We start from the raw sequence: 24,348 nt of genomic DNA, 5'->3' as shown, positions 1-24,348 counted from the left end.
GTTATTCTCTCTCCAATTAGAAATCGTTATAAATATATGAACCGGTATTCGCGGTGTGAAAACCATACATAAAAAACAAAACAAGCAGTATCATCAAATAAAAGCCTGTATGACATGTCCACTTGACAGCGGGTTTTTCATACAGCTGTTTCATTAATTGCAGCATATCAAAAATTCCCTTCCCGTTTTTTCGACAATCACATGATTATTTGACGATCAGATGCTCAAAAAGTTTCATTTTTTCCCTAAACTCCCTCAAATTAATATATCGGCGTCTGTTTTTAAAAATGAATCTTTATACCTGCAGGGGCAAGAATGGAATGTTTCGAGCTGATTCATAATAAAGGAAAAGATACATGGAGTCAAAAGATCTTTTTAACTTTTAAAAAGCGTAATGTACTTAAAAAAATTTTTCTGTACCTGTTCGATCAAGTGGAAGCAGAAACCTAATGAAATCGGGGCGGAAGCGTATAATAAGAAAGAAAACGCCTTCTTGCGGTATCTTGTGAAATAAGGGAGAAGTCATTATGATAGATAAGGAAGCAAAAGGAGTTTTTTATTAAGCTGCCGGCTGAAAAAAAAGTAAGCCTTTTAATAGAAAGGAAGAGGAAGATGAACCAAACAAATAAGGGTGAGGGTCAGACAGCGCCGCAAAAAGAAAGCATGGGGCAGATCCTTTGGCAGTTAACCCGTCCTCATACGTTAACCGCATCGTTTGTGCCTGTGCTGCTCGGAACCGTTTTGGCGATGTTTTATGTGAAGGTTGATCTGCTGCTGTTTTTGGCTATGCTGTTTTCTTGCCTATGGATCCAGATCGCGACGAACTTATTTAATGAATACTATGATTTTAAACGCGGGTTAGATACAGCAGAATCAGTCGGAATCGGAGGGGCAATTGTACGCCACGGAATGAAGCCTAAAACGATTTTGCAATTAGCCCTCGCATCATACGGGATTGCCATTTTGCTCGGTGTCTATATTTGCGCGAGCAGCAGCTGGTGGCTCGCTGTGATCGGCCTCGTCGGCATGGCGATCGGCTACCTGTATACAGGCGGGCCGCTGCCGATCGCGTACACGCCGTTCGGTGAATTATTCTCAGGCATTTGCATGGGTTCGGTGTTTGTGCTGATTTCGTTTTTTATTCAGACAGATAAAATCAATATGCAAAGCATTTTGATTTCGATCCCGATTGCGATTCTTGTCGGCGCGATTAACCTGTCAAACAACATTCGCGATATTGAAGAGGACAAAAAAGGCGGCCGCAAAACATTGGCGATTTTGATGGGGCATAAGGGAGCTGTTACTCTGTTAGCTGCGTCGTTTGCCGTCGCTTATATTTGGGTTGTCGGCTTGGTTATTACCGGTGCCGCAAGCCCGTGGCTCTTTGTCGTCTTTTTGAGCGTGCCTAAGCCGGTTCAGGCTGTGAAGGGCTTCGTCCAGAAAGAAATGCCGATGAATATGATTGTCGCAATGAAATCAACAGCCCAAACAAATACATTTTTCGGATTCCTGCTCTCAATCGGTTTATTGATCAGCTATTTCCGATAATAAAAAAGACCGCTCGTTTTGTGCGGTCTTTTTTTGTTACAATCGACCGCATTTTGTAAAAAAATTCATAGAACCTTGCAGCTGACAGGGACGTCTAGTACATGGACAGCGGATAAAGTTCCGTTAAAGGAGATGACGAAAATGGATTTATCTGTAACACATATGGACGATTTAAAAACAGTAATGGAAGATTGGAAAAATGAATTATTAGTTTATAAATTTGCGCTAGATGCACTCGATACAAAGTTCTCAATTATCAGCCAGGAATATAACCTCATTCACGGACACAACCCGATTGAACATACAAAATCCCGTGTCAAAAGCTTTGAAAGCATCGTAAATAAGTTGATGAGAAAGGGCTGCGAAATTACGACGAGGGAAATGAAGGAGCATATTCACGACATTGCCGGCGTGCGCATCATCTGTTCCTTTATTTCTGACATTTATAATGTCGTAAATGTGTTGAAGCAGCATGAAGATTTGAGAATCGTAAAGGTAAAGGATTATATCCAGACACCCAAACCGAATGGCTACCGAAGCCTGCATTTAATCATTGAGATGCCTGTGAATTTAACGAATCGTGTGGAATACGTCAAAGCAGAAATTCAAATCCGGACGATCGCGATGGATTTCTGGGCGAGCCTTGAACATAAAATTTACTATAAATTGAACAATGATGTTCCTAAGCAATTAACAGATGAGCTGAAGGAAGCCGCGGAAATCGCCCATTACCTAGATGAGAAAATGCTGGGGATTAAGAAAGAAGTGGATTGATAAACAAAATGTTTTACAAAAGCGAAGCCTGACAGGGTTTCGCTTTTTTGCTTTGCTAGTACTTTTTATACCAGTATAAACTCACTTCTGTTTCCATGATTGAACCTGCTTTATCATGCATGAAGAAAGGAGGTAAACATGAACCATTCTATTTCATTATCGAGAGGTTTGATTTTTCTTATAGCGGTGACTTGCGGGTTTACTGTAGCTAATGTCTATATCAATCAAACATTGCTTGTCAGCATGGCAGGCACGTTTCATGTGACGCCGGCACAAGCGGGGATGATTGCTACATTGGCGCAGATTGGCTATGCGGCTGGGAACCTGCTGCTTGTTCCATTGGGAGATCTTTTTGAACGCCGCCGCTTCATTGTGAGCCTGCTATTTTTAGTGGGGGTTTGTTCGGCCGCTTCAGCGTTAGCTGTAAGCTTTCCATGGCTAGTCATCACAAATTTATTATTGGGATTCTTCACGATTATTCCTCAAATCCTTGTGCCGTTTGCGGCAGGTTTAGCAAACGACAGGAACAGAGGAAAAGTGCTCGGAAACGTAGCCATCGGCTTGGTTTGCGGAATTTTAGGGGCGAGAGTAGTCAGCGGGGCGATAGATGCCCATTATGGCTGGCGCGTGATGTATTGGATTGCCTGTGCGGCAGCCGTCATCATTATGTTGATCATTTACTTCTGCTTTCCGAAAAGCAAAGGGACACATGCATTTCATTACGGAAAGCTCATTTCTTCATTATTTCCCCTTTTGATTAAGGAGAAAGTGTTAAGAAAAGCATGTGTAAACCAAGGCTTCATGTTCGGCGCCTTCAGTTTATTTTGGACGGCGTTAGTGTTTATGGTGAGTGAACCTCCATTTTCGTTTGGCAGCCAGACTGCCGGAACAATCGGTTTGGTGGGAATTGGCGGAGCTTTTGCAACGCCGCTGATCGGCCGGATTATTGATCAAAAAGGAGCTGCTTTTTCCAACAAGCTTTGTATGTCGTTTACCTTATTGTCATTTGTTTTATTAATGGCAGGCCAGACTTCATTGATTGTGATTGTATTGGGCGCTTTATTCATCACCATGGGCATTCAGGCGAATCAGGTGGCGTGTCAGGCGGAGATTTTCCAATTGTCGGCTGAAATGAGAAGCAGATTGAATGGCATCTTTATGGTCAGCACGTTTTTAGGCGGCGCCTTGGGATCGTATGCAGGGGGTGCAGTCTGGATGCTGTTTCATTGGAACGGCGTTTGTATTATGGGGATGATCATGGTCGGTATTGCCTTCAGTTCAAGGATTACCATAAATCGTACTACTAAAAAAGCGATATTGGAAGGGAGATAGAAGCTGGTGCAAACAAGTGAACGTTATAAAAAAGGGTTAGATATTCTGAAACAAATTGATGAGGAGAACTATGAAGCGATCGTGGACAATTTTAAACATTCCATCGCTCCGGACCTTGGTGTGCTTGCTGTGGAGTTTAACTACGGTCAGATTTTTTCAAGACCAGGTCTTGATCTGAAATCCAGATTATTAGCAACCGTTGCTGGATTAACTGCATTGGGCAATACCCAGCAGCTAAAATTCTATATTAACGGAGCCCTGAATGTCGGATGGACACAAGAAGAACTCATAGAAGTGATGATGCAGATGATTATTTACTCAGGTTTCCCGAATGCGCTGAATACCATTCTTCCTGTGGCCGCGGAAGTATTTGCAGAACGAAACAAATAATATAAAAACCTTCTCCTTTTTATGTAGAATACTAATAGGAAATTCTATGCAGAAGGAGAGTGTGTATGTGGACAGTATGGCAGAAAAACGGAAAGAGCTAGGGGAGTTTTTAAAACTTAAAAGGGCACAGATTTCTCCGCAAGAGTTTGGATTGCCTATGGGCACCAGAAGGAAAACGACAGGCTTGAGGAGAGAGGAATTAGCCCAGCTGTCCGGTATAGGTGTCACATGGTACACATGGCTTGAGCAGGGAAGGGATATTCGGGTATCTACACAGGTACTGGAAAGCATATCGAGAGTGCTCAAATTGAATTACGAGGAAAAACGCCATGTCTTTCTGTTGGCGGGCCATCATGTTCCTTTAGATGATCAGGATGAAGAAAATAAAAGCCTTCCTCTGGCTGTACGGCACTTTATTGATCATTTAACCAATTGCCCTGTTTATGTGACTGACGAAAAGTGGGACGTTATTGCTTGGAACACAGCAGCTTGTGCTGTGTTCGGCAATTTTGGCCAAATGAGCAGAAAGGAAAGAAATGCCATATGGCGATGTTTCACCTCGAAGGAGTATCGGAATCTGCTTGACGACTGGGAAAGCCACGCCAAAAAACTGATCGCACAGTTTCGATCGACAGCCAGCCGGTTTCTTGGGGAAGCATGGATAAAAGAGCTGATCGATGAGTTAACTGAAAGAAGCCCGGAATTTAAAGAATGGTGGAACCACCATGAAGTATTAGGCACACACGCAGGAGAAAAAGTACTTCATCACCCGGCAGCCGGAACAATGGTGATGGAGCATATGACATTACAAATATATGACTCTCCTGATTTGAAACTGACCATTTATCGGCCGTTAGAAAAAGAAAATACAGTTGATAAACTGAAAGCTTTACTTATAGACGGCTAAACAGCTGATCATTATAAAAAAGACGGCACCCAAGTGCCGTCTTTTTTTATTTGATATCTTCATAAATGTCAGATGCTTTGGCCTTCATTTGTTTCTTAATGGTTTTCGGTTTCTTCTCTTTTTTCACAGCCTCATAGACAGCGGCTGTCACAAGATCGCCTGCTTGCTGGAGGCGGTCCTTGCTGATATGTTCGATCGAGTCTTCGGGGGTATGATACCATGGCTCAACTTCTTCTGTTTCCGGGTCTCCCCAAATAAAGTTGGCGGAATCAATGCCGGCTTCGTGGAATGGCACATGATCAGATGATCCTCCCTGTGTCAGAGACAGGCTGTCAAACCCTATTTTTTCAGCGGCCGTATGGCTGGATTCCCAAACAGCGTTCGATTGGCCGTCCAATGTGTTGACATACAGCTCAGACGCTTTTTCCCAGCTTGTGCCTACCATATCTAAGTTGAAGTTCACTTCGCTTCGTTTTAGCTCTTTTTCGGATAGATGATCTACATAGTGAGAGGATCCGAGCAAACCGAGCTCTTCAGCGCCGCAAGCGATGAAGCGGATTTCTTTATCAGATGGAACGCTTTTTAAGACACGCGCCATCTCCAGCATAACAGAGGTTCCTGAGCCGTTGTCATTTGCTCCGGGTGAAAAAGGAACACTGTCGTAATGGGCCGTCACGTACACAATGTCTGGATGTTTGATATTCTTTGGTTTTTTGATTCCGATGATGTTCTGGGAGGTTTGGTTTGTGAAAGCTTTTAGTTTTAAAGTGGCTTCTTTTTGCTGGGTAAGTGCTTCGCCGTCTTCTTTCTTAATGCCGACGACCGGAATGCCGGCTTTATTTCCCGACAGGTTTGGCGTCATAGGCACGAGGCTTTCTTTGTTGTTATAAATGATGACAGCTTTCGCTCCAGCGGCTTGGGCATTTTTGGCTTTCTCGTAATAAGTCAGGTCTCCTCTGGAAATTAAGGCGATTTTGCCCTTGGCGTCAGCGGTAAAGTCCTTTTGATAGCCCAAGCCTGCATTGTAAAGCGGAGCCGTTAGTCCTTGTTCCTCAGTCGGAGCCGAGCCGGACGCCGCTTGGAGAAGAATATCGCGTCCTTCTGAAGACAGCGTACCCTCAAGGCGGTCAGGAATGTCGAATCGTTGAACCTTTACATCAAGCTTTAATTTTCTCATTGATGAGGCAATCAATAGGGCACTCTTTTTTTCAGCTGCAGTTCCGGCTATTCTGGGTCCGATTGCTTCACTTAGCTGAGAAATGGTAGAGTACGCACGCTTTGCTTTGAATGGAAGCTCGCGCTCGCTATCTGATAGTTGTACAGCGTGCGCCGCAGGAGTAACACTCTGTGCCGGCAAGAGCAGTGTGCTGGCAGTTAAAACAGCCATCGTCATGACAGTCAAAAGCTTTTTCATCAAAAATAAACCTCCCCTAAATATATGGTTGGGGAATATTTCGGGATGCTAAAGGAGTTTCCTGCAAGATGAAGAGCGTTTTTGAAAAGACAGTGCTTTATACCTGCAAAAAAACGCTTATGAATGAAGGATCATAAGCGTTTCGGAATATCAAACTAATGGAGCTTTAAAAACTTGCGTTTGCCGACTTGGATGATCATATTCTCTCTTATCTCTGCTTTGGCGTGAACATCTGTTATTTTCTCTCCGTCGATGCGGACACCGCCGTTTTGAATCATGCGGCGCGCCTCGCTCTTCGAAGAGAGGAGTTCCAGCTTGACGAGCAGATCAATCATCGCTATCGTTTTCTCGCCTTTCCAGTTTACGGCCGGTATATCCTCTGGCAGGCTGTTTTCCTGAAAGACTGTTTTAAACGAGTGTTCGGCAGCTTCTGCTGCTTTCTCTCCGTGATACATTCGGACGATTGTTTTAGCTAAAAGCATTTTAGCATCACGCGGATGAACGGCGCCGGTTTCTAAGTCTTTTACCAGCTGTTTTTTCTCTTCAAGCTCTAAGTCTGTCGCCAAGTGGATGTATTTTTTCATCAGGCTGTCGGGCAGTGACATCGTTTTCCCGTACATGTCGTTTGGATGTTCGTTAATGCCGATGTAGTTGTGTTTCGACTTCGACATTTTCTCCACGCCATCCAAACCTTCCAAGAGCGGCATCAGGATGACAACTTGTTTTTCTTTGTTGTATCGTTCTTGGAAATGCCGGCCCATGAGGACATTGAAATGCTGGTCTGTTCCGCCAAGTTCAATATCGCTTTCGAGAACGACAGAATCGTATCCCTGCATCAATGGGTAAAAGAATTCATGAAGCGAGATCGGTTTTTGCATGGCGATGCGTTCTTCAAAGTCGTCACGCTCCATCAGGCGGGCTACCGTTATTTTCCCTGCCAATTCAATGACATCTTCCAGATTCAATGTTTTCAGCCATTTCGAGTTGTAGTGAAGCTCGACTTTTTCAGGATCCAGCACTTTTCCGAATTGCTGAAAATATGTTTTGGCGTTGTGTTGAACTTCTTCATCAGTCAGCTGCTTTCTTGCTGCTGATTTTCCGGTCGGATCACCGATTTTCCCTGTGAAATCCCCAATTAACAGCTGGACAATGTGGCCGTTTTCTTGAAATTGACGAAGCTTGTTTAACACAACCGTATGGCCCAAATGTACATCTGGTGCAGACGGATCTAATCCAAGTTTAATTTTGAGCGGTGTGTCTGTCGAAATCGATTTCACGAGCTTTGCCTTTAATTCCTCCGGCGGTATGACTTCGTGGGCGCCTGTCATGTATAGCTGAAGCTGTCTTTCGACTTCTTTTTGCTGTGCTGCTGTGAGCTGTTCAAATGTTTTCATCACTTTTCCTCCTTTTTTAAAACACAAAAAAGAGCCCATCCCGATAAGGGACGTGGCTCAATGCACGCGGTACCACCCTGGTTGAAGACATCGTCTTCCGCTCATTCGAATAACGGTTTTCCGTTCTTTGCTACTTTTAAGGTTCACAAAGAAAGCTCGGGGAGGTAATTCACGTTTGCCTGTGCGCCGGCTCGCACCTTCCGCCGGCTCTCTGGAACAGGGAGACAAACCCTACTGGATTCCCGTCAAAGCTTATGGTGTATGAAGATTGTCAGCTACCTTTCTAAGCAGCCCTGTCAATGTTTTCTGTTCGTCCTTTGTCATTCCCGCTATGAGCTCTGTTTCCCCTTTGTGAAACTCAGGGTAGAGTTCTTCGATCGCTTGTTTGCCGGAATCGGTGATGGAGACAAACACGAGTCGCCGATCTCTTGTGTCGATGCTTTTACGGCAAAAACTCTTTTTTTCGAGCGTTTTGATCACGTTGCTTGCTGTAGCTGTAGATATCCCTGACAGCTCAGCGATTTTTCTTGTCTCGAGCGCTCCCCATACCCATAGATCATAAAGAATGGAGAAAGCGGTCCAAGAAAGGTTATAGGAAGAAAGAACCTCAGTCTCCATTTTGACACGGAGCCTTTGTGCAGACCGATACAGATTCGTAGCGATCGAAATGGCTTCCAGGTTGAGTGACTCGACGGGCATTTGTTTGAGCTTAGAAAGTGTATCGTGTTCTTCCTTCCGAAGCTGCTGATGTTGATGTGAACGTTCCATTTTTTAGGCCTGCCTTAAATTATCAGAATCATTAGCTATGAAACGAATTGTAACAGAGTCTGATATGAACTTCAAGCCCATATATCGGTTGTATAAAAAAAGCCCAAACAACGCCAAAATAAACAAAAACCCGCAAACGGGGGTGCAGTTTTGCAAAAGTATGTTCAATCCGTCTATAAGCATGATCCATTTCATCTGTTTTCGGCAGAGCATGTGGTAACGCTAGCGATTATCGCTCTTTTAGCCATTCTGTTGTTTCTGTTTCAAGATGGGATTAAACGGTCTAAGGCCAGCCGGTTTTTGCGTTTTTTGTTTGTGTTTCTTTTGCTTGGTTCGCAAATCGGCTATCAAATATGGATGATCGCCACGGACAGGTGGTCAGTGCGTACGTCATTGCCTCTCCAGCTTAGTGACCTGTCGGTGTATTTGTCAGCCATTATGCTAGTGACAAAAAGCAGGAAGCTGTTTGTATTTTTGTTTTTTGCCGGCATTGGCAGTTCGATTCAGGCTCTTGCCACTCCCGACCTCGGTATGTATTCTTTTCCGCATATCCGATATATCCTCTTTTTTATTTCGCACGGGTCCGTGTTTTTATCCTGTCTGCTGATGGCGGTGATTGGCACATACAGAATGGGCCAGCGCTCGTTATGGGTGACTGTCCTGCTTGTTAATATGTACGGCGTCTGCATTTACCTGATTGATCGATGGCTTGGCGCGAATTATATGTATTTGACGAAAAAACCGGGAGGATTCTCTCTCTTGGATGTTCTCGGGCCATGGCCATGGTATCTCGTCTCAGCTGAAGCTATCACGATCGCCAGCTTTTTCATTCTTTATTGGCTTTATCGCATCTTCAAAACATGACACCTTTTTTGTTGTATTACACATTCTGTTTTAAAAAATGTCGGAGAACGTGTTTATTTTTTTGAAAAAGGGTATGTAACTTGTACAACAAAAAGGGAGATGAATACCATTGAGGAAAGATGAAATCATGCATATCGTATCATGCGCAGATGATAATTATGCTCGTCATTTGGGTGGGATGTTCGTTTCTTTATTGACTAATATGGATCAGGAGAGAGAGGTTAAATTATACGTCATTGATGGCGGAATTCAGCCTGATAACAAAAAAAGACTGGAAGAAACTACTTTGAAATTCGGCGTGCCGATTGAGTTTTTAGAAGTGGATACCAACATGTATGAACATGCTGTAGAGAGCAGCCATATTACAAAAGCAGCGTATTACCGCATTTCGATTCCCGACTTAATTAAGGATGAAAGCATCAAACGAATGATTTACATCGATTGCGATGCGCTTGTCCTAGAGGATATTTCAAAGTTATGGGACTTGGACATTGCGCCATACACCGTTGCCGCTGTTGAGGATGCGGGGCAGCATGAACGCCTGAAGGAAATGGACATCACTGATACAGGGAAGTATTTTAACTCAGGTATCATGATTATTGATTGTGAGTCTTGGAGAAAGCAAAACATCACAGAAAAAGTCATCAACTTTATCAATGAACACCCAGACGAAGATTTTCTTGTGCTGCACGACCAAGATGCACTGAATGCGATCTTGTATGATCAGTGGTATGAACTTCATCCGCGCTGGAACGCTCAAACCTATATCATGTTAAAGCTGAAAACCCCACCGACTCTGTTAGGGCGGAAGCAATATAATGAAACAAGAGAAAACCCGGCAATCGTGCACTTCTGCGGCGGAGAAAAGCCTTGGAACTCCAATACAAAACATCCATATCGCGATGAGTATTTCCATTACATGTCGTATACGAAGTGGAATACGATCAGCAATCCGGCGATCAACCAATAATATAGATATAAAAAACGCTTTTGAGATGATCAAAAGCGTTTTTTTGTTTGCTTCAGCGTGCGACTGACCGTTGGTAGAACCGCTGAATATGCATGGCGATGTAGCACAATTCTTTTTCAGGAAACTCAAAGCCGTATTCCTTTTTCACAAAGGTGCCGATGCTAAGGGCGCACAGGAAAGCATCCTTAAACCTCTCTTTAATGATGTCGATCATTTCTGTGTCCAGCTCATAAATGGATTCGCCCGCTTTGATATGCTGAATGGCAAAGCGGAGATGGGTCACGAGCCGTTCATAAGAGATGGTATCTTCCACGATATTGATAGACAGCTGAATTTCAATAATCTCGATAATATCACGGATCATTGTTGTAATATCTAGCGTTTGGGTCATATCGCCGGCATTGTTTCTTGCTGTGTGGATATGCATGGCGATATTGCCGATCTCATCATCAGGAATGTGAATCCCCAGTTTATCTTTAATCAGTGCTCTGGCCCATAAGCCGATCTGGAACTCCTTCGGATAAAGGACCTTGATTTCATTCAGCAGCGGATTTTTAATGACCATCCCATTGCTCAGGCGTTCAATCGCAAAGGATAGATGGTCTGAAAAAGCGACATGAATGCGCTCATTGATTTTGATGTTCAGCTCTTTTTCGGCATGAGAGATAATTTGCTCAGAAATCTGAATATGGTCTTCAGGCAATGTTTCTAAAATCTCTTCGAACTGCTTATAGTCAGCTGTATCTTTTCTGATAAAGGTTTTTTCTATTTTTGACGGATCAACAATATCATTCTTCTTTTTGTCGAACCCAATTCCTGCACCCAAGAGAATCTTCTCTTCATTTTGATCCTTTACGACGATAGCATTATGATTTAAGATTCTTTTAATTTTCATAGCTTTTTTGTCCTTTCATCCCCCGTTTTATGAATGAAAACGAATAAATCCAGTTATTCTGTCTCTTCTTTAAACCCGAGAAACAATGTAGCTATAAAAGCAGAGACGGCGGCGATCAAAAAACCGATCATATAATGAACAAAATTCGCGGCGCCAAACGGCAGCACAATTGAAATCATCGGAATGCCTGTCAGCCCGTAGGAATTTGCCACAACTTGTACCGCAACTACGTACGCTCCGCCAATAGCACCGCCGATGGCTGCACCGATAAAGGGACGGATCAGTTTGAGATTCACCCCGAATACAATCGGTTCAACAATGCCTAAAAACGCGGTCAGAGAAGCGGGGAGCGCAATTTTTTTCAGGCTTGATTGTTTCGTTTTGAGGAATACCGCAAGCCCCGCTCCGCCCTGGGCCACATTCGCCATCGACCATATCGGCACTAAAAAGTTGACACCGACATGCGGATTCGCAAGCAGCGTTGCTTCAATCGCATAAAAGCTATGATGCAAGCCAGATAGGACGATAGTAGAGTAGATGCCGCCGAAAAGGGCTCCGGCGGCAATGCCGGCGTGATCATAAATATAGACTATCGATTGTGTCATGATTTGGCCGACGATAGAAGCGGCGGGATTCATCACAATCAGCGCGAGGCACCCTGTCACCATGACCGTAATAAAGGGAATGATCACGACATCAAGTGACTTCGGCACAATCGCTTTTAATAGCTTCTCAATTTTGCTCATGACAAAAACGGAGAGAAGAATCGGTATGATGGAACCCTGATAGCCCATCATCGGGATGTGAAGCCCCCATATATCTAAAGAAGACGGGGTTTTGCTGCCGAGCATAGACGGGTCCAGCAGATCAGGGTGCGTCAAAAGCCCCGCGATCACTGCCCCTAGATATGGGTTGCTGCCAAATTGCCGTGCGGCACTGAAGCCGACTAAAATCGGCAGCAAAATAAAGGCTGTGCTGGACACGAGGTCGAGCATTTTAATCCATGGGCTGCCGGCAGCGAACCAGTGAAACACCTTAATCATGCCAATCAGCCCCATGAGCAGGCCGCTTGCTGTTATTGCCGGAATAATCGGCACAAAAATATCAGACAGTGTTTTCGCAAAAGCTGCGGCAGGGTTCAGCTTCCGGCTGGCTTTTTTCTGGTGAACAGGCTCTTCAGAAGGCGCGGCCTCCCACACTTGAACGACTTCTTTATATATTTTGTTGACGACGCCTGCTCCGAAAATAATCTGGAATAGTCCGTATCGGAAAAAGGTGCCCTGCACACCTTGCAGGTTCTCAATGGCACGTATATCAATTTTCGTCTCGTCCTTTACATCAAAACGAAGACGGGTCGTACAATGGCTGATGCTGATAATGTTGTTTTTTCCTCCTGCTAGCAGCAGTAAGTCTTTTGCAATCTCATTATGCAAGCAATCAAAACCTCCTTTGCTGAAGAAAAGTCGGCTTGTTCATCGTATCAAATGAAAAGTTGACAATCAAAATGAAAAAAGTGAGAAATACCGGTTGAAAATGGCAAAAATGCCCGCGTCGGTGACGGAGCATTAGTATAGGAATTGTTGTCCAAGGCGCCGTTATGAGACCAACACGAAAAGAAGAGTTAAAATGCCCTGCTTTTTTAGGCACTAATACTCCCTTTGCATCATTGGGTCTTGCCTGCCTGCCCAGTCACAATCCCGCCATATGTGGTGATAACTGTAATAACGTTCATTTTATGCTGTTCATGGCTGTATAGCAATAGTATGAAAAGCCTGTGCGATGGATGGGAAAAAGGTTGTGTGCGGTGTTCTAAGAAGATAAAAACCCTTTAAGACCTGGTATGCAAGTCTTAAAGGGTTTTGGTTACTTTTTCGCTTTGACGGCGTTCAGCCGTTTTTGCAGCTTTGTTTTTTCATTGGATGCTTTTAATTGGTTCACTGCAGACTGAGCGGATGTCTTCGATTTCTTTGTTTTGTCTTTCTCCGCTTTCTTTACCCTAGCTTTTGCCGTTTCGACTTTTTTTGCTTCAGCTGCCGCCACTTTTTTCTTCACTTTGTCTAACCGTTTTTGCAATGCTGTTTTGTCCTTGCCTGATTGAAGCTGATTGACAGCTGATTGTGCTTTTGCCGCATTTGCATCAGTTGATGTCTTTTCAGCGAAGGAGACGGATTGCTGCGCTGTTTTCAAATTGGTGCTTTTCACTTTGGCAAGGCGTTTCTGCAGGGACGTTTTTTCTGAACCTGCCGGCAGCTTGCCAACTGCTGATTGTGCGCTGTCCACATCTGTTTTCTTTTTGCTTTTCTCCGCTTTCGCAACTTTGTCTTTCGCCTGCTTTGATGCGATGTAGCGTTTAACTTGGTCTAACCGTTTTTGCAGGTTCTTTTTGTCTGTTCCGTTCGGCAGCTTGTTAATGGCAGGTTGGGCTGTATCAACGGTTTGCTGTGTTTTGTACTTTTCTGCCTTTGCGACTTTGTCTTTCGCATCTTTTACATTTCTGTATGACTGTACTTTATCCAGTCTTTTTTGCAGGGCAGTTTTGGCGTCGGAGTCCGGCAGCTGGCTGACGAGTTCCCGCGCTTTGTCGATATCGGTTTGTGCTTTTGATTGTTCCGCTTTTTTCACCGCTTGCTCTGCTGCCACGTACGCTGAATCTGTTGCCTGTGCTTTATACTGGATTAAGCCGTAGCCAAATTGCTGATCGCGGCCTGCGGTACCAAGATCAACGATGTTTTTCCGCATTTCCTCGCGAAGCTGGACGTTTGTTTCGGCAGGATCACGCTGTTTTAACAAGGCAAACATGGCAGCGGCGTGCGGTGTCGCTTGGGATGTCCCGCTTCCTGTCGCATAATATTGGTTTACGTAAGTGCTCGTGATGTTTGTTCCCGGCGCTGAAAATTCAACTTCATCTCCAGTTGTTGAGAAGGAGGCAAGCTGATTCTTTTCGTTTGTTGCCGAAACCGCAACGACACTGCTGTACGCCGCCGGATAATTCACCGGCTTTCCGTTTCCGTCATTCCCGCTTGCTGCAACAAGCAGAACGCCTTGTTCATATGCTTTGTCCACGGCGTCATGAAGGATTTTGCTGTCTGACGTCGTGCCAAGGCTCATATTGACGATGTCCATCCTGTTTGCGATCGACCAGTCAATTCCTTGGAGAAGGCTTTGAAGATCCCCCGAGCCGTTCTGATCAAGCGCTTTAACCGCGTATATTTGTGCTTCCGGTGCGATGCCGTCAATTCCGTAGCCATTGTGCTTGGCTCCGATAATCCCTGCGACATGTGTTCCGTGGCCGTTATCATCTTTGTAAGAAGAGGTATAACTGACAGCTGAATACCCGCCGGCAATCGACAGGTCATCGTGGGGGGAGATTCCGCTGTCAATGACGGCAATTTTGACACTTTTTCCTGTCAGTCCTGCCTTCCAGGCCTGTTTTACCTGAATGGGCTCAAGGTTCCATTGCTCGAAGTAGTCAGAGGTGTCAGCGCCGTCTGACAGCACTTTGAAATCTGTGCTGTCTGCTGCGGTAAAGGATACGTTATTTTCTACATACAAAATATCAGGATCCTGCTTTAATTCTTTTACTGTCTCCTGATCTGCTGTGACTGCTACTGCGGGAAGATGCTTATACTGTTTTTCAACATCAGCATCGCTGTCCAGGATGGTTTCCTTTCCGGCCTTGTTTTTATAAACCACAATGACCTCTTTCTCGCTGCTGTTTTGCGCATGAGCGAGAGGGCCTATGGCGAGAAAACTGAAAAACAGAGTGACTGATACAACAAGTTTGCAAGACATGTTTTTCATGATTAATCTCCTTTTTCTATGATGTTTGATATATATATCGGAGAAAAAAAGAGAGATTGATAGTAAGAAGGAAAAAATTTTCATAGGCAGGGTTGTTTAGCAAAATGCAGATTTTTTCCGCAGGAAGAGGAAATTTTCCAAATGAATTTGTAAGCGTTTTCAAAATAAGATAAAGAAAACATTGCGGAGGTTGTTCACAAAGCAATGAGAAAAGGGGGCTTTTCAGATGAGCGCATTCACTCGGGTAATGGAAGAAAAAATAATGCCTGTCGCCGGGAAAATTGCCGGACAGCGGCATCTCAGCGCTTTGCGTGACGGAATTATCCTGACCATGCCGCTGATTATTATCGGGTCTGTCTTCTTGATTTTAACGAGCCTGCCGATTCCGGGGTATGCTGATTTCATGGCGAGTGTGTTTGGGAAGGAGTGGGCTGATAAGCTCGGATATCCCGTCAATGCTTCGTTTGATATTATGGCGATGATCGCCGCTTTCGGGATCGCCTATCGGCTGGCAGAAAGCTATGGTGTCGATGCCCTTTCTGCCGGAGCGATTTCAATTGCCGCATTTCTATTGGCAACACCGTTTGAGGTGCCGTTTACCCCGGATGGCTCAACGGAGTCCATCATGGTAGGGGGCGGAATCCCGATCACGCTGCTCGGCAGCAAAGGCTTATTTGTCGCCATGCTGATCGCTTTGTTTTCAACCGAAATCTATCGATATATTATTCAAAAGAATATCGTTTTCAAAATGCCAGACGGTGTGCCGCCTGCGGTAAGCAAATCGTTTGTCGCGCTGATCCCGGGCTTTATCATTGTGTTTCTCGTGTGGCTGGCGCGTCTTCTGATTGAAATGACACCTTTTCAGAGCCTGCACAATGTCGTAGGAGACCTGCTTGGCACACCGCTTTCCATCCTCGGCGGCAGTCTCGGCGGAAGCCTGATTGCTGAATTTGTGCAGATGCTGCTTTGGTCGTGCGGGATTCACGGGGCTTCCATCATTGGCGGAATCATGGCGCCAATTTGGTACGGCGCGATGGATGCCAACCGTCTCGCCTTCCAAGCGGGCGAGGCGCTGCCGAGCATTTTTACGACTCAGTTTTTTCAAATTTGGATCAATGTCGGCGGAAGCGGAGCGACGCTGGCGCTTGTCTTGACGATGCTTGTCCGGTCTCGCAGCAAACAAATGAAGCAGCTTGGCCGATTGGGGATTGGGCCCGCGCTTTTTAATATCAACGAGCCAATCATTTTCGGCATGCCGATTGTCATGAACCCGCTTCTCATTGTTCCATTCATCATCGCGCCGCTCCTTACGATTACCGCAACTTATATCGGCATGAGCACCGGATTGGTGGCGAAGCCGGCCGGAATCGCCGTGCCATGGACGATGCCGCCGCTCATATCAGGCTATTTGGCGACAGGCGGCAAGGTCTCGGGCGCCGTTATGCAGCTGGTGAATCTGTTGATCACCTGTGCTATCTACTATCCGTTTTTCAGAATATGGGATCATCAAAAATGGCGGGAAGAGAGTGCGGTTGAATCCGGAGATAAGAATGTGACGTGATAGACGATCAGCCTGTCATAGGGCTGATCATCTTCTTTCAAACGAAAGGAAATGTTAGAATATGTAAAGGGGGTGCGCATGTTAGATTATATATGGTTCGATGACGAATCACCGATCTTAAAACAAATACCTGTTGAATACTCATCAGCTGCTCTTATTTTTTCTCCTTTTATCCAAATGCCTGAAGGATGGGAGAAAGCAAAGAGAAAACATGATTACGAGCATATTTGTCCAAACGATGATGAAATAAGAAGAAAAGGCAAGGCTGTTTCCTGGGAGAAGGTTATGTCCTCTTGCGGCTTGCAAACACATGCTGAGCTGGCGCTGGCTTTAATGACATCGATAGGCGCCTTAAGGGACGAGTGCGCGAGAGAGGATTTGGCTGAGCTTTTACATGAAAACATAAATGGAGACCTCTATTATCCCAGTGAGGATCATATTTCAAATTTCCACATTCCGGGTTTGATAAAGGTGTTAGGTATGAACGGATCTAATCGGTTTTATTACGCAGAACCGATTGTGGAAAACAGCGGCTTTTTGGACATAACTGAGACGAACTTGCGAACGGTTCTTGATGAAGCCGCGGCAGAGCTCGTTTTGACTGATGAGAAAATGGACTTTGTGTGTATGAGTGTATATGACTCATTCATTAATGTCTTTTTAGCAAAAAGATAAAAACATCAATGACCTGGTTCAGCGTATGGGCTGGGAAGCGATGGTTTGCGATGAATCGACGCATATCAGTTGGTACAGATAAAAAAGAACGTACATCATAGTATGTACGTTCGTTATTTTTTACCGCTGAAAGAACTCAATCCACTCACCATCAGGGCCTTCGATATAGAAATAACGGTATCCGTTTGGAAGGGTTGTGATCTCCTCGTCAATAAATTTCGCGTTCATTCTTTCCGCTTTTGTATATTCAGCCGCGATGTCATCCGTCAGCAGGGCAATGTGGTGCACTTTTCCTTCGGAGGGAAGCTCACTGCTGTAGCCTTGAATCAGTTCGATTTCTGTTTCCGGGCCGTCTTCAAAGCCAAGAAAAGCAAGCTCGATTACACCGTTCGTGTGTGTGATGCGATCCTTCAACTTCATGCCGAGTACCTCTTCATAAAATGTGATGGACGCGTTAATATCTCTTACCATGATGCCTGTATGGTCAATTCGTTTTGGCATGCTGCTCCTCCTCGAAACTCTTTTTGTCTATCGTAGAAAAACCTTTCCTTTCTGTCAATGCAGACATCTTGGCGTTTTGTGGTACGATAAGAGAAAGCAAACAGAAAGAGGACGACATATATGAAGCTACTCACCCTAAAGAAAGCACACGCTGCCAAAATCAAAAAAGGCTATCCCCTTATCGAAAAAGAAGCTCTCGCAGGGAGTGCGGGGCACATGAAAGAAGGAGACCTCGTTGATATCGTGTCTGAGAGCGGCGAGTTTCTCGCGCGGGGCTATTATGGCCTGCAAAACAAAGGGGTCGGCTGGACGCTTACCCGCAATAAACATGAACAGATTGACCAAGCCTTTTTTCTCAGCAAATTAACAAAAGCGGCCCAAGCGCGCGCCAAACTATTTGAGGCTCAAGATACAACGGCCTTCCGCCTGTTCAATGGTGAGGGCGACGGTGTCGGGGGCGTCACCATAGACTATTATGACGGCTATCTGCTGGTACAATGGTACAGCAAGGGCATTTACACCTTTAAAGATATGCTGATTTCCGCTTTGGATGAGATGAATCTTGATTATAAAGCGATTTACGAGAAAAAACGATTCGACACGGCTGGACAATACGTTGAAGACGATGACTTCGTGAAAGGGAACAGAGGCGAGTTCCCGATCATCATCCAGGAGAATGGCATTCAATACGCGGTGGATCTGAATGAGGGCGCCATGACGGGCATCTTTTTGGATCAAAGACATGTGCGCAAGGCAATCAGAGACCGCTATGCAAAAGGGAAAACAGTTTTAAATACGTTTTCTTATACGGGTGCATTCTCCGTGGCAGCGGCGCTTGGCGGAGCGGAGAAAACAACAAGCGTGGACGTGGCAAACCGAAGCTTGGCCAAAACGATCGAGCAATTCAGCGTGAACAAGCTGGATTACGAAGCGCACGACATTAAAGTGATGGACGTGTTTAACTATTTTTCATATGCTGCAAAAAAGGATTTGCGCTTTGATCTCATTATTCTCGACCCGCCTTCCTTTGCGCGTACAAAAAAACGCACCTTCAGCGCGGCCAAGGATTATAAAAACCTGCTGAAGGATACGATCGCCATCACAGCTGACAAGGGTGTCATTGTAGCCTCTACAAACAGCAGCGCCTTTGGGATGAAGAAGTTCAAAGGCTTTATCGATGCCGCCTTTAAAGAAACAAATGAACGCTACACGATTATTGAGGAATTTACACTGCCGGAGGATTTCAAAACGATTTCGGCATTTCCGGAAGGCAACTATCTGAAAGTGGTCTTTCTGCAGAAAAAATAACGAAAAAGCTGCCCTGTTCGGGAGCAGCTTTTTTATGTAGAAATGATCTGCTGGACGCGGCCGATACGGCCATCTTCAAGCCGGACTTTAATGCCGTGCGGATGAAAGCTTGATTTCGTCAAAATATCCTTCACTATCCCTCGCGTCAGTTTTCCTGTTTTTTGATCCGCTTTCAATACAATATCAACCTGCAACCCTTTCGAAATGCTGTTTCGCTCTTGCCCGTTCATAACGCTCATCCTTTCTTTTATTCATTATAGTCATTATGGTTTAAAAGTAACAGCCGGCTGATGGAGTGTATTTTTGTTTTTTTCAGCCTTCATTAAATATAATGTCAAGCCAAAGCCTGCTATGCTCAGAATGCCAAAAAGCAAGTAGACTGCGAAGATCGATACGTAGTCAAAAATATACCCGCCCGCAAATGTGCAGAACCAGTTGCCGAACCCGTTGCCGATGGCGGCGTACATGGTCAGCGCCGTCGCTTCAACGTGTCTTGGCGTAATCTTTTTCACATATTGAAGTGCTGCCGGGATAAATAAACCGATGGCCACTCCTTGAAGAAAGACCGTCGCATAAATGATCCATAGTGAAGGCGCCGTGAAATAGAGCGCCCACCTGAATAATGAAACCCCGCCTGACAGCATAATGACGTTGAGCAGCCCCATTTTATCTATAAATGTTTGGGCAAATCGCATAAATGGTATTTCCGAAATGACGCCGATAAAAAATAAAATGCCGATAGCGGAAAGTGACGCGCCGCTTTTGTCCAGAAAAAGACTAAAATACGTATTGTTTGCTAAGTTTGGAGCAAATGTCGTAAAAGTGATGATCATAAAGATGAGGAAGGTTTTGTTGCTGATAAGCTCCCGGAATCCTTTGCGGATATTGACCTTTGTTTTCGTTTTCTGCTGGTCCGGCATTTGAGAAGCCAATATGGCGGCAATGCATAGAAAGGCACAGCCGAAGATAAAGATCACATGAATGGGATACAGCTGATTCGTCACCTGTCCCATCACAAACACCGCGACGCCGAAGCCGAGAGAACCAAACAGGCGGATTCCGCCATAATTGCCGTTTGTTTCTTGTGTGTACCTTAGTGAAATGCTGTCCGAAAGTGGAATAATCGTGCTTTGAAAGGCTGCAAAACAGGCCGCAATCAAAATAAACAGAGGGAAGCTGTCAAATGCAATATAGCCTAGTCCAATGATGCCTGTGATTGATGTGCAAACCGCCAGCAGGCTTTTCGTTTTTTGTGTATAGTCGCTCAGCATGCCCCAAAATGGTTGAAAGAAAATCATCACAATCGGGCCCAGTGACATGATCAAGCCGACCTGTGATCCGCTTAAATGCTGTTCCTTCGTTAAATACATACTGAGTAGGGGAATCATGCTGCCCGTACCGAGAAAAGCAAACAAATAAAATCCTTTTAACGCGGCATAATGCCGTCTCACCTGCAAGTTGTGCATCAGGGTGCCTCCTTTGGGTATCCACAAATACATTATATTGGAATTCGCCAGCTTTTCAATAAGTGGAAGCACATAAAAAAACTGCCCTTGATAGGACAGTTTTACATAAATGAAAGCAAAAACGGCGCCGCGCAAAGCGTCATAATCGCAGCTAGGATCATCGACACGCTTGAAATCGTGCCGGACACAGAGCTGAGCTCAAATGCTTTTGACGTTCCCGCTCTGTGCGCGCTTGTGCCGAGCAGCACGCCTCGTGCGATTTCGTTATCAATGCGGAAATAGCGGATGACCATCGGGCCGATCTATCATCTGAGGAATGAGTTTCCTATTAAAAAAGTAAAAAAAATACAAATTAATATTTGACAAATGGAAACTATATGTATATAATCCTTATATATCTAGAAAAAAGGAGCAATTTAATAGTGAAAATGAAAAGCATATTTACATATTCTCTCGGGACAATGGTTCTTTTGTCTGGTTTAATTACAACTAATGCACTAGCTAAAGGGGACACAAAAGACTCTAATTATTATCTCGAAATGCCAAAAGGGTACCATGTTAATGCATATACGTCAGCAAGGACCAAGTATAATGATTCTTCTGTATATCAAAAAAACTCTTGGATAGGTAAAAGTCGCACATTACGTTTATGGATTGTTGATAAAGATAAAGAAGATACTATATCAGGCGGTCACTACGTAGATATTACTAGTGGTCAGCATAAGAACATTCCAAGTGCTGCATATGAAAAGAGAGGTAAGACTTCTGTTAGAATAGCTGGAGAAGTCAGAGGCACTCCAAACGCTGTTGTTATTTCGGCAAAAGGAGTATGGAGTCCCGATAGTCGACGATAGGATAATTTCACAAATAACTAGAAAGAGTTTTAATCTTTCTAGTTATTTGAATTGGAGGTTTTTTTTTGTTTTACCAACTGTTAAAAAATAATATCAAAGATGTTTTTGGATCGAATAAATACAAATTCTCCTTATTAATCATGATTCTCCTTTTTGGGATAGATATTTTTGTGTCTGTCTATCAAAAATTCAATATGCCTTATTTTGATAAGTCTCATTTGAGTTTTTCTCTATATTTCTGGCTTGGTACAAATGATTCGGTTATTAGCGGGATGTTAATATTATTATTTGCTTTAATTTCTTGTTTACCTTATAGCACCAGTGTATTAGAAGAAAAGAAAAGCGGTTATTTTCAATTTGTTATGACTCGCAGTTCTGCAATCAAATATTTTGTAGCAAAATTGATAACATCATTTATTAGCGGCGGTTTCTTGTTTGTTTTTCCATTTTTATTATCATTTATATTAATGGCAATAATGTTTGGGAATAACTTAACAAGCGGACAATTTGTTGAAAACTATCATCTGTTTCATCAAATTGCGAAGTATCATCCGAATATATACATGTTAATATATATATTCATATTGTTTTATTATGCAGGATCTTTTGCAATTCTAGGCGTATGTCTATCTACTTTTTTAAAGAATAGGTATTTAGCATATTTGTCTCCATTTCTTATTGTTTTAGTTCTAGAACCTGTATTTGAAATTTTTTATCCGCAGTTATCACCAATATTATTAATGAATCCTATTCAATCAATTACAGGAATTTCGGTATTTTATGTTTTAGCAGTGCCATCTTTCGTTTTAATCGTATCTTTAATAGGCTGTTTTATTGGAATGAAAAAATATGTCCAGAAATAATTTTTTGTATTACATTCTAAAAATAAATCGCAAAAAGATTGTATTAAGTCTTATATCTTTAATGTTGTTGAATATGAGCGTGTTTTATAATAATACAATTAACGAAGTAACAAATATTAGCTTAATTAGAGTGCTTTCTAATATATTAGGCTCACCTACAAGTTTTATAACAGTGTGTATTTTTTTATTAAATATGAATAGCTGGCATTTTTCGAATTACGTTGTTTCGCGCTTCAAAATCAGAAAGATTTTTTTTCGATTTTTATTATTGCTTGTTCTGTTAAGAACTACTGTATTTTTAGTATTATCAATTCTAACAACGATCCTTACTGCATTAATTTTAAAACCTGATATGTTTATGAATAGCCTCCAGATGGTTAATAAAAATGAAATCATGCAAATCATATTTTTGTTAGTAGGATGGTTACTGATTTTATTTATTGTGCAACTGATTATTTTAATGTTTGAATTGATCTCGCCTACTTATGGAACTTTAATTGGTTCAGCTGTTGTACTTTTGATTTTATTTAATGATATATACGACTCTTTTTCTATTTTATTCATTCAAGCAATAGCTTCAACCTTTGATTATTCACTTTATACGTTGTTTTATGATAGGTTGTATCTTTTGATTGTAATTGTTTTTCTGACCTTAATTTGCTTGAAATTAACAAAATCTTTTCAAACATTGAGGAGATAACAAAGAATGTATTTATATGACATGAAAAATGTTTGGAGACAAAATAAATGGCCATGGATTTTTTGGCTTGTTGTAAATATTTTTTTGCTGTTTCTAATTGTTAGCAGCCTTCAAATAATTGATATTAAATCAGTTTGGGAGTCAATAATGGGAAATAGAGTTTTTTCTTTACCTTTTCCTTATTTCTTTATTTGCGGCTTTTATTTGTTATTAAACGGCAATTATTTATATTATCAACGAAGCAACATGATTTCTCTCACCCTTACTAGATTTACATCAAGAGAACGTTGGTTATTCGGTAAACTGCTTTACACTATATTATTATGTTTTATTTATTGTCTGTTACTGATTTTATTAGTGCATATAGTGGTTTTTTTAAAACATGGAAGTTTTCACTATAACAGTGCTACAATCTACACCTTTTTTACAGTGTTCTTAACATTTGTAATTTGTGGTATATGTCAGTCTGTATTGACCTTAAGGATAAAACCTATTCTGTCCTTCATTATAGTTTACGGCTTGTTGATACTGCCAGTTTGGGTAAACATTCCTTTTCCAGGTAAATACTCTTTTGTTAGTTACGCGTTTGGGCAATATGTTCCTCATAGTTATTTGCTTTTCTTTTTTCTTACAATCTTAGTTTGGGTATTTTTAGCGATAAGGAGAATTGGTCGTCAAAACTTTTTCTAAAGGAGAACACTATGTCTTTTTTAACATTAGAGAATGTAACAAAAACATTGAATTCCAACAAGGTAGTAAACAATGTTTCGCTTCAATTAGAATCAGGAAAAATATATGGATTTAGAGGCTCTAACGGTTCAGGAAAATCAATGCTTTTCAGAGTTATCTCTGGACTCCTAGTGCCTGACAATGGTGTTATTACTGTAAACGGGGAAATTTTACATAAGGAAATTTCGTTTCCAGAGAGCATGGGAATTGTTATTGAAAATCCAGAATTTGTTCCTCATTTAACTGGTAAACAAAATTTAAAAGTACTTGCATCTATAAAAAAGAAGGCTACAGATGCAGATATAGACCATGCCTTAGAAGTTGTTGGTTTGGACAAGAATGACTCAAGGAAATATAAGAAGTTTTCATTGGGGATGAAACAACGATTAGCTATAGGCCAAGCTATAATGGAAAGTCCGGATCTCCTTATACTTGATGAACCTACAAATGCACTGGATGAAGCAACGATTGAACGAATTAAGACATTTTTGAACGAATATAAAAAAAGAAACAAGTTAATTCTTATTTCAAGTCACGATAAATATTTTCTAGAATTAATTAGTGATGAAATATATGAAGTGAAAGAGGGGAGCGTAACTGCTCCTAGTAATATTGATTAATGATAAAAAATATA

At 42.8% G+C, this 24,348-nt stretch carries 23 protein-coding genes, 2 pseudogenes and 1 other annotated feature; of the genes and pseudogenes, 14 read left to right on the top strand and 11 right to left on the bottom strand.

Translation table 11 applies throughout. The features are described 5' to 3' along the window. Positions 1-16 precede the first annotated feature (16 nt). The gene (locus JQX68_RS19780; protein WP_003227330.1) at positions 17-166 is read right to left on the bottom strand and encodes a teichoic acid D-Ala incorporation-associated protein DltX; all 150 of its coding nucleotides are present in this window, start codon (positions 164-166) and stop codon (positions 17-19) included. A 149-nt stretch (positions 167-315) separates the two neighbouring features. Between JQX68_RS19780 and JQX68_RS19775 the strand changes: the two genes are divergently transcribed. The 6 genes from JQX68_RS19775 (at position 316) to JQX68_RS19750 (ending at position 4,951) form a co-directional block, all read left to right on the top strand. Then, positions 316-450, top strand: coding sequence for a hypothetical protein (locus JQX68_RS19775; protein ID WP_052438131.1), 135 nt, complete (start codon positions 316-318; stop codon positions 448-450). 162 nt (positions 451-612) lie between these two features. Continuing rightward, entirely contained in the window at positions 613-1,548 is a 936-nt protein-coding gene (locus tag JQX68_RS19770) for a 1,4-dihydroxy-2-naphthoate polyprenyltransferase (RefSeq protein WP_136653929.1), read from the top strand. Between the two features lie 141 nt (positions 1,549-1,689). After that, complete coding sequence (gene ywaC / locus JQX68_RS19765; RefSeq protein WP_014665885.1) at positions 1,690-2,322, top strand: GTP pyrophosphokinase YwaC; 633 nt, start codon at positions 1,690-1,692, stop codon at positions 2,320-2,322. A gap of 138 nt (positions 2,323-2,460) precedes the next feature. Further along, positions 2,461-3,654: an MFS transporter gene (locus JQX68_RS19760; protein WP_147772698.1), complete on the top strand. Its 1,194-nt coding sequence runs from the start codon at positions 2,461-2,463 to the stop codon at positions 3,652-3,654. Positions 3,655-3,660: 6 nt separating this feature from the next. Next, positions 3,661-4,044, top strand: coding sequence for a carboxymuconolactone decarboxylase family protein (locus JQX68_RS19755; protein ID WP_069150568.1), 384 nt, complete (start codon positions 3,661-3,663; stop codon positions 4,042-4,044). A gap of 67 nt (positions 4,045-4,111) precedes the next feature. Further along, positions 4,112-4,951, top strand: coding sequence for a helix-turn-helix transcriptional regulator (locus JQX68_RS19750; RefSeq protein WP_069150567.1), 840 nt, complete (start codon positions 4,112-4,114; stop codon positions 4,949-4,951). Between the two features lie 46 nt (positions 4,952-4,997). Here the strand turns inward: JQX68_RS19750 and ywaD are convergent, their stop codons facing one another. The 3 genes from ywaD to ywaE form a co-directional block, all read right to left on the bottom strand. Continuing rightward, entirely contained in the window at positions 4,998-6,365 is a 1,368-nt protein-coding gene (gene ywaD / locus JQX68_RS19745) for an aminopeptidase YwaD (RefSeq protein WP_205440399.1), read from the bottom strand. Between the two features lie 155 nt (positions 6,366-6,520). Continuing rightward, positions 6,521-7,762 (bottom strand): tyrosine--tRNA ligase, encoded by a 1,242-nt coding sequence (tyrS, locus tag JQX68_RS19740; protein WP_172641028.1) that lies wholly within the window; start codon positions 7,760-7,762, stop codon positions 6,521-6,523. A 40-nt stretch (positions 7,763-7,802) separates the two neighbouring features. Beyond that, positions 7,803-8,017 (bottom strand) — a binding site (T-box leader). Next, positions 8,012-8,527 carry a tyrZ transcriptional regulator YwaE gene (ywaE, locus tag JQX68_RS19735; protein WP_069838444.1) on the bottom strand — a complete coding sequence of 172 codons (516 nt, stop codon included), beginning with the start codon at positions 8,525-8,527 and terminating at the stop codon, positions 8,012-8,014. It overlaps the preceding feature by 6 nt. A gap of 150 nt (positions 8,528-8,677) precedes the next feature. Between ywaE and JQX68_RS19730 the strand changes: the two genes are divergently transcribed. Next, positions 8,678-9,391 carry a YwaF family protein gene (locus tag JQX68_RS19730; RefSeq protein ID WP_148343324.1) on the top strand — a complete coding sequence of 238 codons (714 nt, stop codon included), beginning with the start codon at positions 8,678-8,680 and terminating at the stop codon, positions 9,389-9,391. A gap of 109 nt (positions 9,392-9,500) precedes the next feature. Continuing rightward, complete coding sequence (locus JQX68_RS19725) at positions 9,501-10,361, top strand: glycosyltransferase family 8 protein (RefSeq protein WP_014665877.1); 861 nt, start codon at positions 9,501-9,503, stop codon at positions 10,359-10,361. A 52-nt stretch (positions 10,362-10,413) separates the two neighbouring features. Here the strand turns inward: JQX68_RS19725 and sacY are convergent, their stop codons facing one another. The 3 genes from sacY to epr form a co-directional block, all read right to left on the bottom strand. Then, positions 10,414-11,256, bottom strand: a complete 843-nt coding sequence (gene sacY / locus JQX68_RS19720) for a transcription antiterminator SacY (protein ID WP_014665876.1) — start codon at positions 11,254-11,256, stop codon at positions 10,414-10,416. 53 nt (positions 11,257-11,309) lie between these two features. After that, positions 11,310-12,689, bottom strand: a complete 1,380-nt coding sequence (sacX, locus tag JQX68_RS19715; protein ID WP_014665875.1) for a SacY negative regulator SacX — start codon at positions 12,687-12,689, stop codon at positions 11,310-11,312. A 430-nt stretch (positions 12,690-13,119) separates the two neighbouring features. Next, positions 13,120-15,057 (bottom strand): minor protease Epr, encoded by a 1,938-nt coding sequence (gene epr / locus JQX68_RS19710; RefSeq protein ID WP_148343323.1) that lies wholly within the window; start codon positions 15,055-15,057, stop codon positions 13,120-13,122. A gap of 226 nt (positions 15,058-15,283) precedes the next feature. Here epr and celB point away from each other — a divergent pair, with 226 nt between their 5' ends. Both celB and JQX68_RS19700 read left to right on the top strand, forming a co-directional pair. After that, positions 15,284-16,618: a PTS cellobiose transporter subunit IIC gene (celB, locus tag JQX68_RS19705; RefSeq protein WP_069838448.1), complete on the top strand. Its 1,335-nt coding sequence runs from the start codon at positions 15,284-15,286 to the stop codon at positions 16,616-16,618. A 78-nt stretch (positions 16,619-16,696) separates the two neighbouring features. Then, positions 16,697-17,375, top strand: a pseudogene (locus tag JQX68_RS19700) (DUF2711 domain-containing protein). A gap of 38 nt (positions 17,376-17,413) precedes the next feature. Here JQX68_RS19700 and glxA read toward each other — a convergent pair. Further along, positions 17,414-17,794: a glyoxalase GlxA gene (gene glxA, locus JQX68_RS19695; RefSeq protein WP_014665869.1), complete on the bottom strand. Its 381-nt coding sequence runs from the start codon at positions 17,792-17,794 to the stop codon at positions 17,414-17,416. Positions 17,795-17,914: 120 nt separating this feature from the next. On the opposite strand from glxA, the gene JQX68_RS19690 reads away from it, so the two are divergent. Continuing rightward, positions 17,915-19,102 (top strand): class I SAM-dependent rRNA methyltransferase, encoded by a 1,188-nt coding sequence (locus tag JQX68_RS19690; protein WP_147772692.1) that lies wholly within the window; start codon positions 17,915-17,917, stop codon positions 19,100-19,102. Between the two features lie 32 nt (positions 19,103-19,134). On the opposite strand, the gene JQX68_RS19685 is transcribed toward JQX68_RS19690, so the two are convergent. The 3 genes and pseudogenes from JQX68_RS19685 to JQX68_RS19675 form a co-directional block, all read right to left on the bottom strand. Continuing rightward, complete coding sequence (locus JQX68_RS19685) at positions 19,135-19,332, bottom strand: YwbE family protein (protein ID WP_040081435.1); 198 nt, start codon at positions 19,330-19,332, stop codon at positions 19,135-19,137. Between the two features lie 33 nt (positions 19,333-19,365). Next, the gene (locus tag JQX68_RS19680) at positions 19,366-20,568 is read right to left on the bottom strand and encodes an MFS transporter (protein WP_205440398.1); all 1,203 of its coding nucleotides are present in this window, start codon (positions 20,566-20,568) and stop codon (positions 19,366-19,368) included. A gap of 101 nt (positions 20,569-20,669) precedes the next feature. Next, positions 20,670-20,870, bottom strand: a pseudogene (locus tag JQX68_RS19675) (LrgB family protein); the annotation flags it as partial. Between the two features lie 126 nt (positions 20,871-20,996). On the opposite strand from JQX68_RS19675, the gene JQX68_RS19670 reads away from it, so the two are divergent. The 3 genes from JQX68_RS19670 (at position 20,997) to JQX68_RS19660 (ending at position 24,334) form a co-directional block, all read left to right on the top strand. Then, on the top strand, positions 20,997-21,422 hold the full coding sequence (locus JQX68_RS19670) for a DUF2712 domain-containing protein (protein ID WP_237711728.1): 426 nt from the start codon (positions 20,997-20,999) through the stop codon (positions 21,420-21,422). A gap of 65 nt (positions 21,423-21,487) precedes the next feature. Beyond that, the gene (locus JQX68_RS19665; protein ID WP_014665862.1) at positions 21,488-22,285 is read left to right on the top strand and encodes an ABC transporter permease; all 798 of its coding nucleotides are present in this window, start codon (positions 21,488-21,490) and stop codon (positions 22,283-22,285) included. 1,401 nt (positions 22,286-23,686) lie between these two features. Further along, positions 23,687-24,334, top strand: coding sequence for an ATP-binding cassette domain-containing protein (locus tag JQX68_RS19660; protein ID WP_014665859.1), 648 nt, complete (start codon positions 23,687-23,689; stop codon positions 24,332-24,334). Positions 24,335-24,348: the final 14 nt, after the last annotated feature.

Origin of the sequence: Bacillus sp. LJBS06, from assembly GCF_016924995.1 — a bacterium.
GTDB classification, from domain to species: domain Bacteria; phylum Bacillota; class Bacilli; order Bacillales; family Bacillaceae; genus Bacillus; species Bacillus stercoris.
Note: the sequence above shows the minus strand (reverse complement) of the source record. Positions and strands in the feature narration are given on the sequence as shown.

Excerpts from the sequence above, each read along its gene's own strand:
- JQX68_RS19660 (WP_014665859.1), top strand. The coding sequence starts at position 23,687 with ATGTCTTTTTTAACATTAGAGAATGTAACAAAAACATTGAATTCCAAC.
- ywaC (WP_014665885.1), top strand. The coding sequence starts at position 1,690 with ATGGATTTATCTGTAACACATATGGACGATTTAAAAACAGTAATGGAA.
- JQX68_RS19780 (WP_003227330.1), bottom strand. The coding sequence starts at position 166 with ATGCTGCAATTAATGAAACAGCTGTATGAAAAACCCGCTGTCAAGTGG.
- JQX68_RS19685 (WP_040081435.1), bottom strand. The coding sequence starts at position 19,332 with ATGAACGGGCAAGAGCGAAACAGCATTTCGAAAGGGTTGCAGGTTGAT.
- sacY (WP_014665876.1), bottom strand. The coding sequence starts at position 11,256 with ATGAAAATTAAAAGAATCTTAAATCATAATGCTATCGTCGTAAAGGAT.
- JQX68_RS19770 (WP_136653929.1), top strand. The coding sequence starts at position 613 with ATGAACCAAACAAATAAGGGTGAGGGTCAGACAGCGCCGCAAAAAGAA.
- ywaE (WP_069838444.1), bottom strand. The coding sequence starts at position 8,527 with ATGGAACGTTCACATCAACATCAGCAGCTTCGGAAGGAAGAACACGAT.
- ywaD (WP_205440399.1), bottom strand. The coding sequence starts at position 6,365 with ATGAAAAAGCTTTTGACTGTCATGACGATGGCTGTTTTAACTGCCAGC.
- JQX68_RS19690 (WP_147772692.1), top strand. The coding sequence starts at position 17,915 with ATGAAGCTACTCACCCTAAAGAAAGCACACGCTGCCAAAATCAAAAAA.
- JQX68_RS19775 (WP_052438131.1), top strand. The coding sequence starts at position 316 with ATGGAATGTTTCGAGCTGATTCATAATAAAGGAAAAGATACATGGAGT.
- JQX68_RS19670 (WP_237711728.1), top strand. The coding sequence starts at position 20,997 with ATGAAAAGCATATTTACATATTCTCTCGGGACAATGGTTCTTTTGTCT.
- celB (WP_069838448.1), top strand. The coding sequence starts at position 15,284 with ATGAGCGCATTCACTCGGGTAATGGAAGAAAAAATAATGCCTGTCGCC.
- glxA (WP_014665869.1), bottom strand. The coding sequence starts at position 17,794 with ATGCCAAAACGAATTGACCATACAGGCATCATGGTAAGAGATATTAAC.
- epr (WP_148343323.1), bottom strand. The coding sequence starts at position 15,057 with ATGAAAAACATGTCTTGCAAACTTGTTGTATCAGTCACTCTGTTTTTC.
- JQX68_RS19760 (WP_147772698.1), top strand. The coding sequence starts at position 2,461 with ATGAACCATTCTATTTCATTATCGAGAGGTTTGATTTTTCTTATAGCG.
- JQX68_RS19680 (WP_205440398.1), bottom strand. The coding sequence starts at position 20,568 with ATGCACAACTTGCAGGTGAGACGGCATTATGCCGCGTTAAAAGGATTT.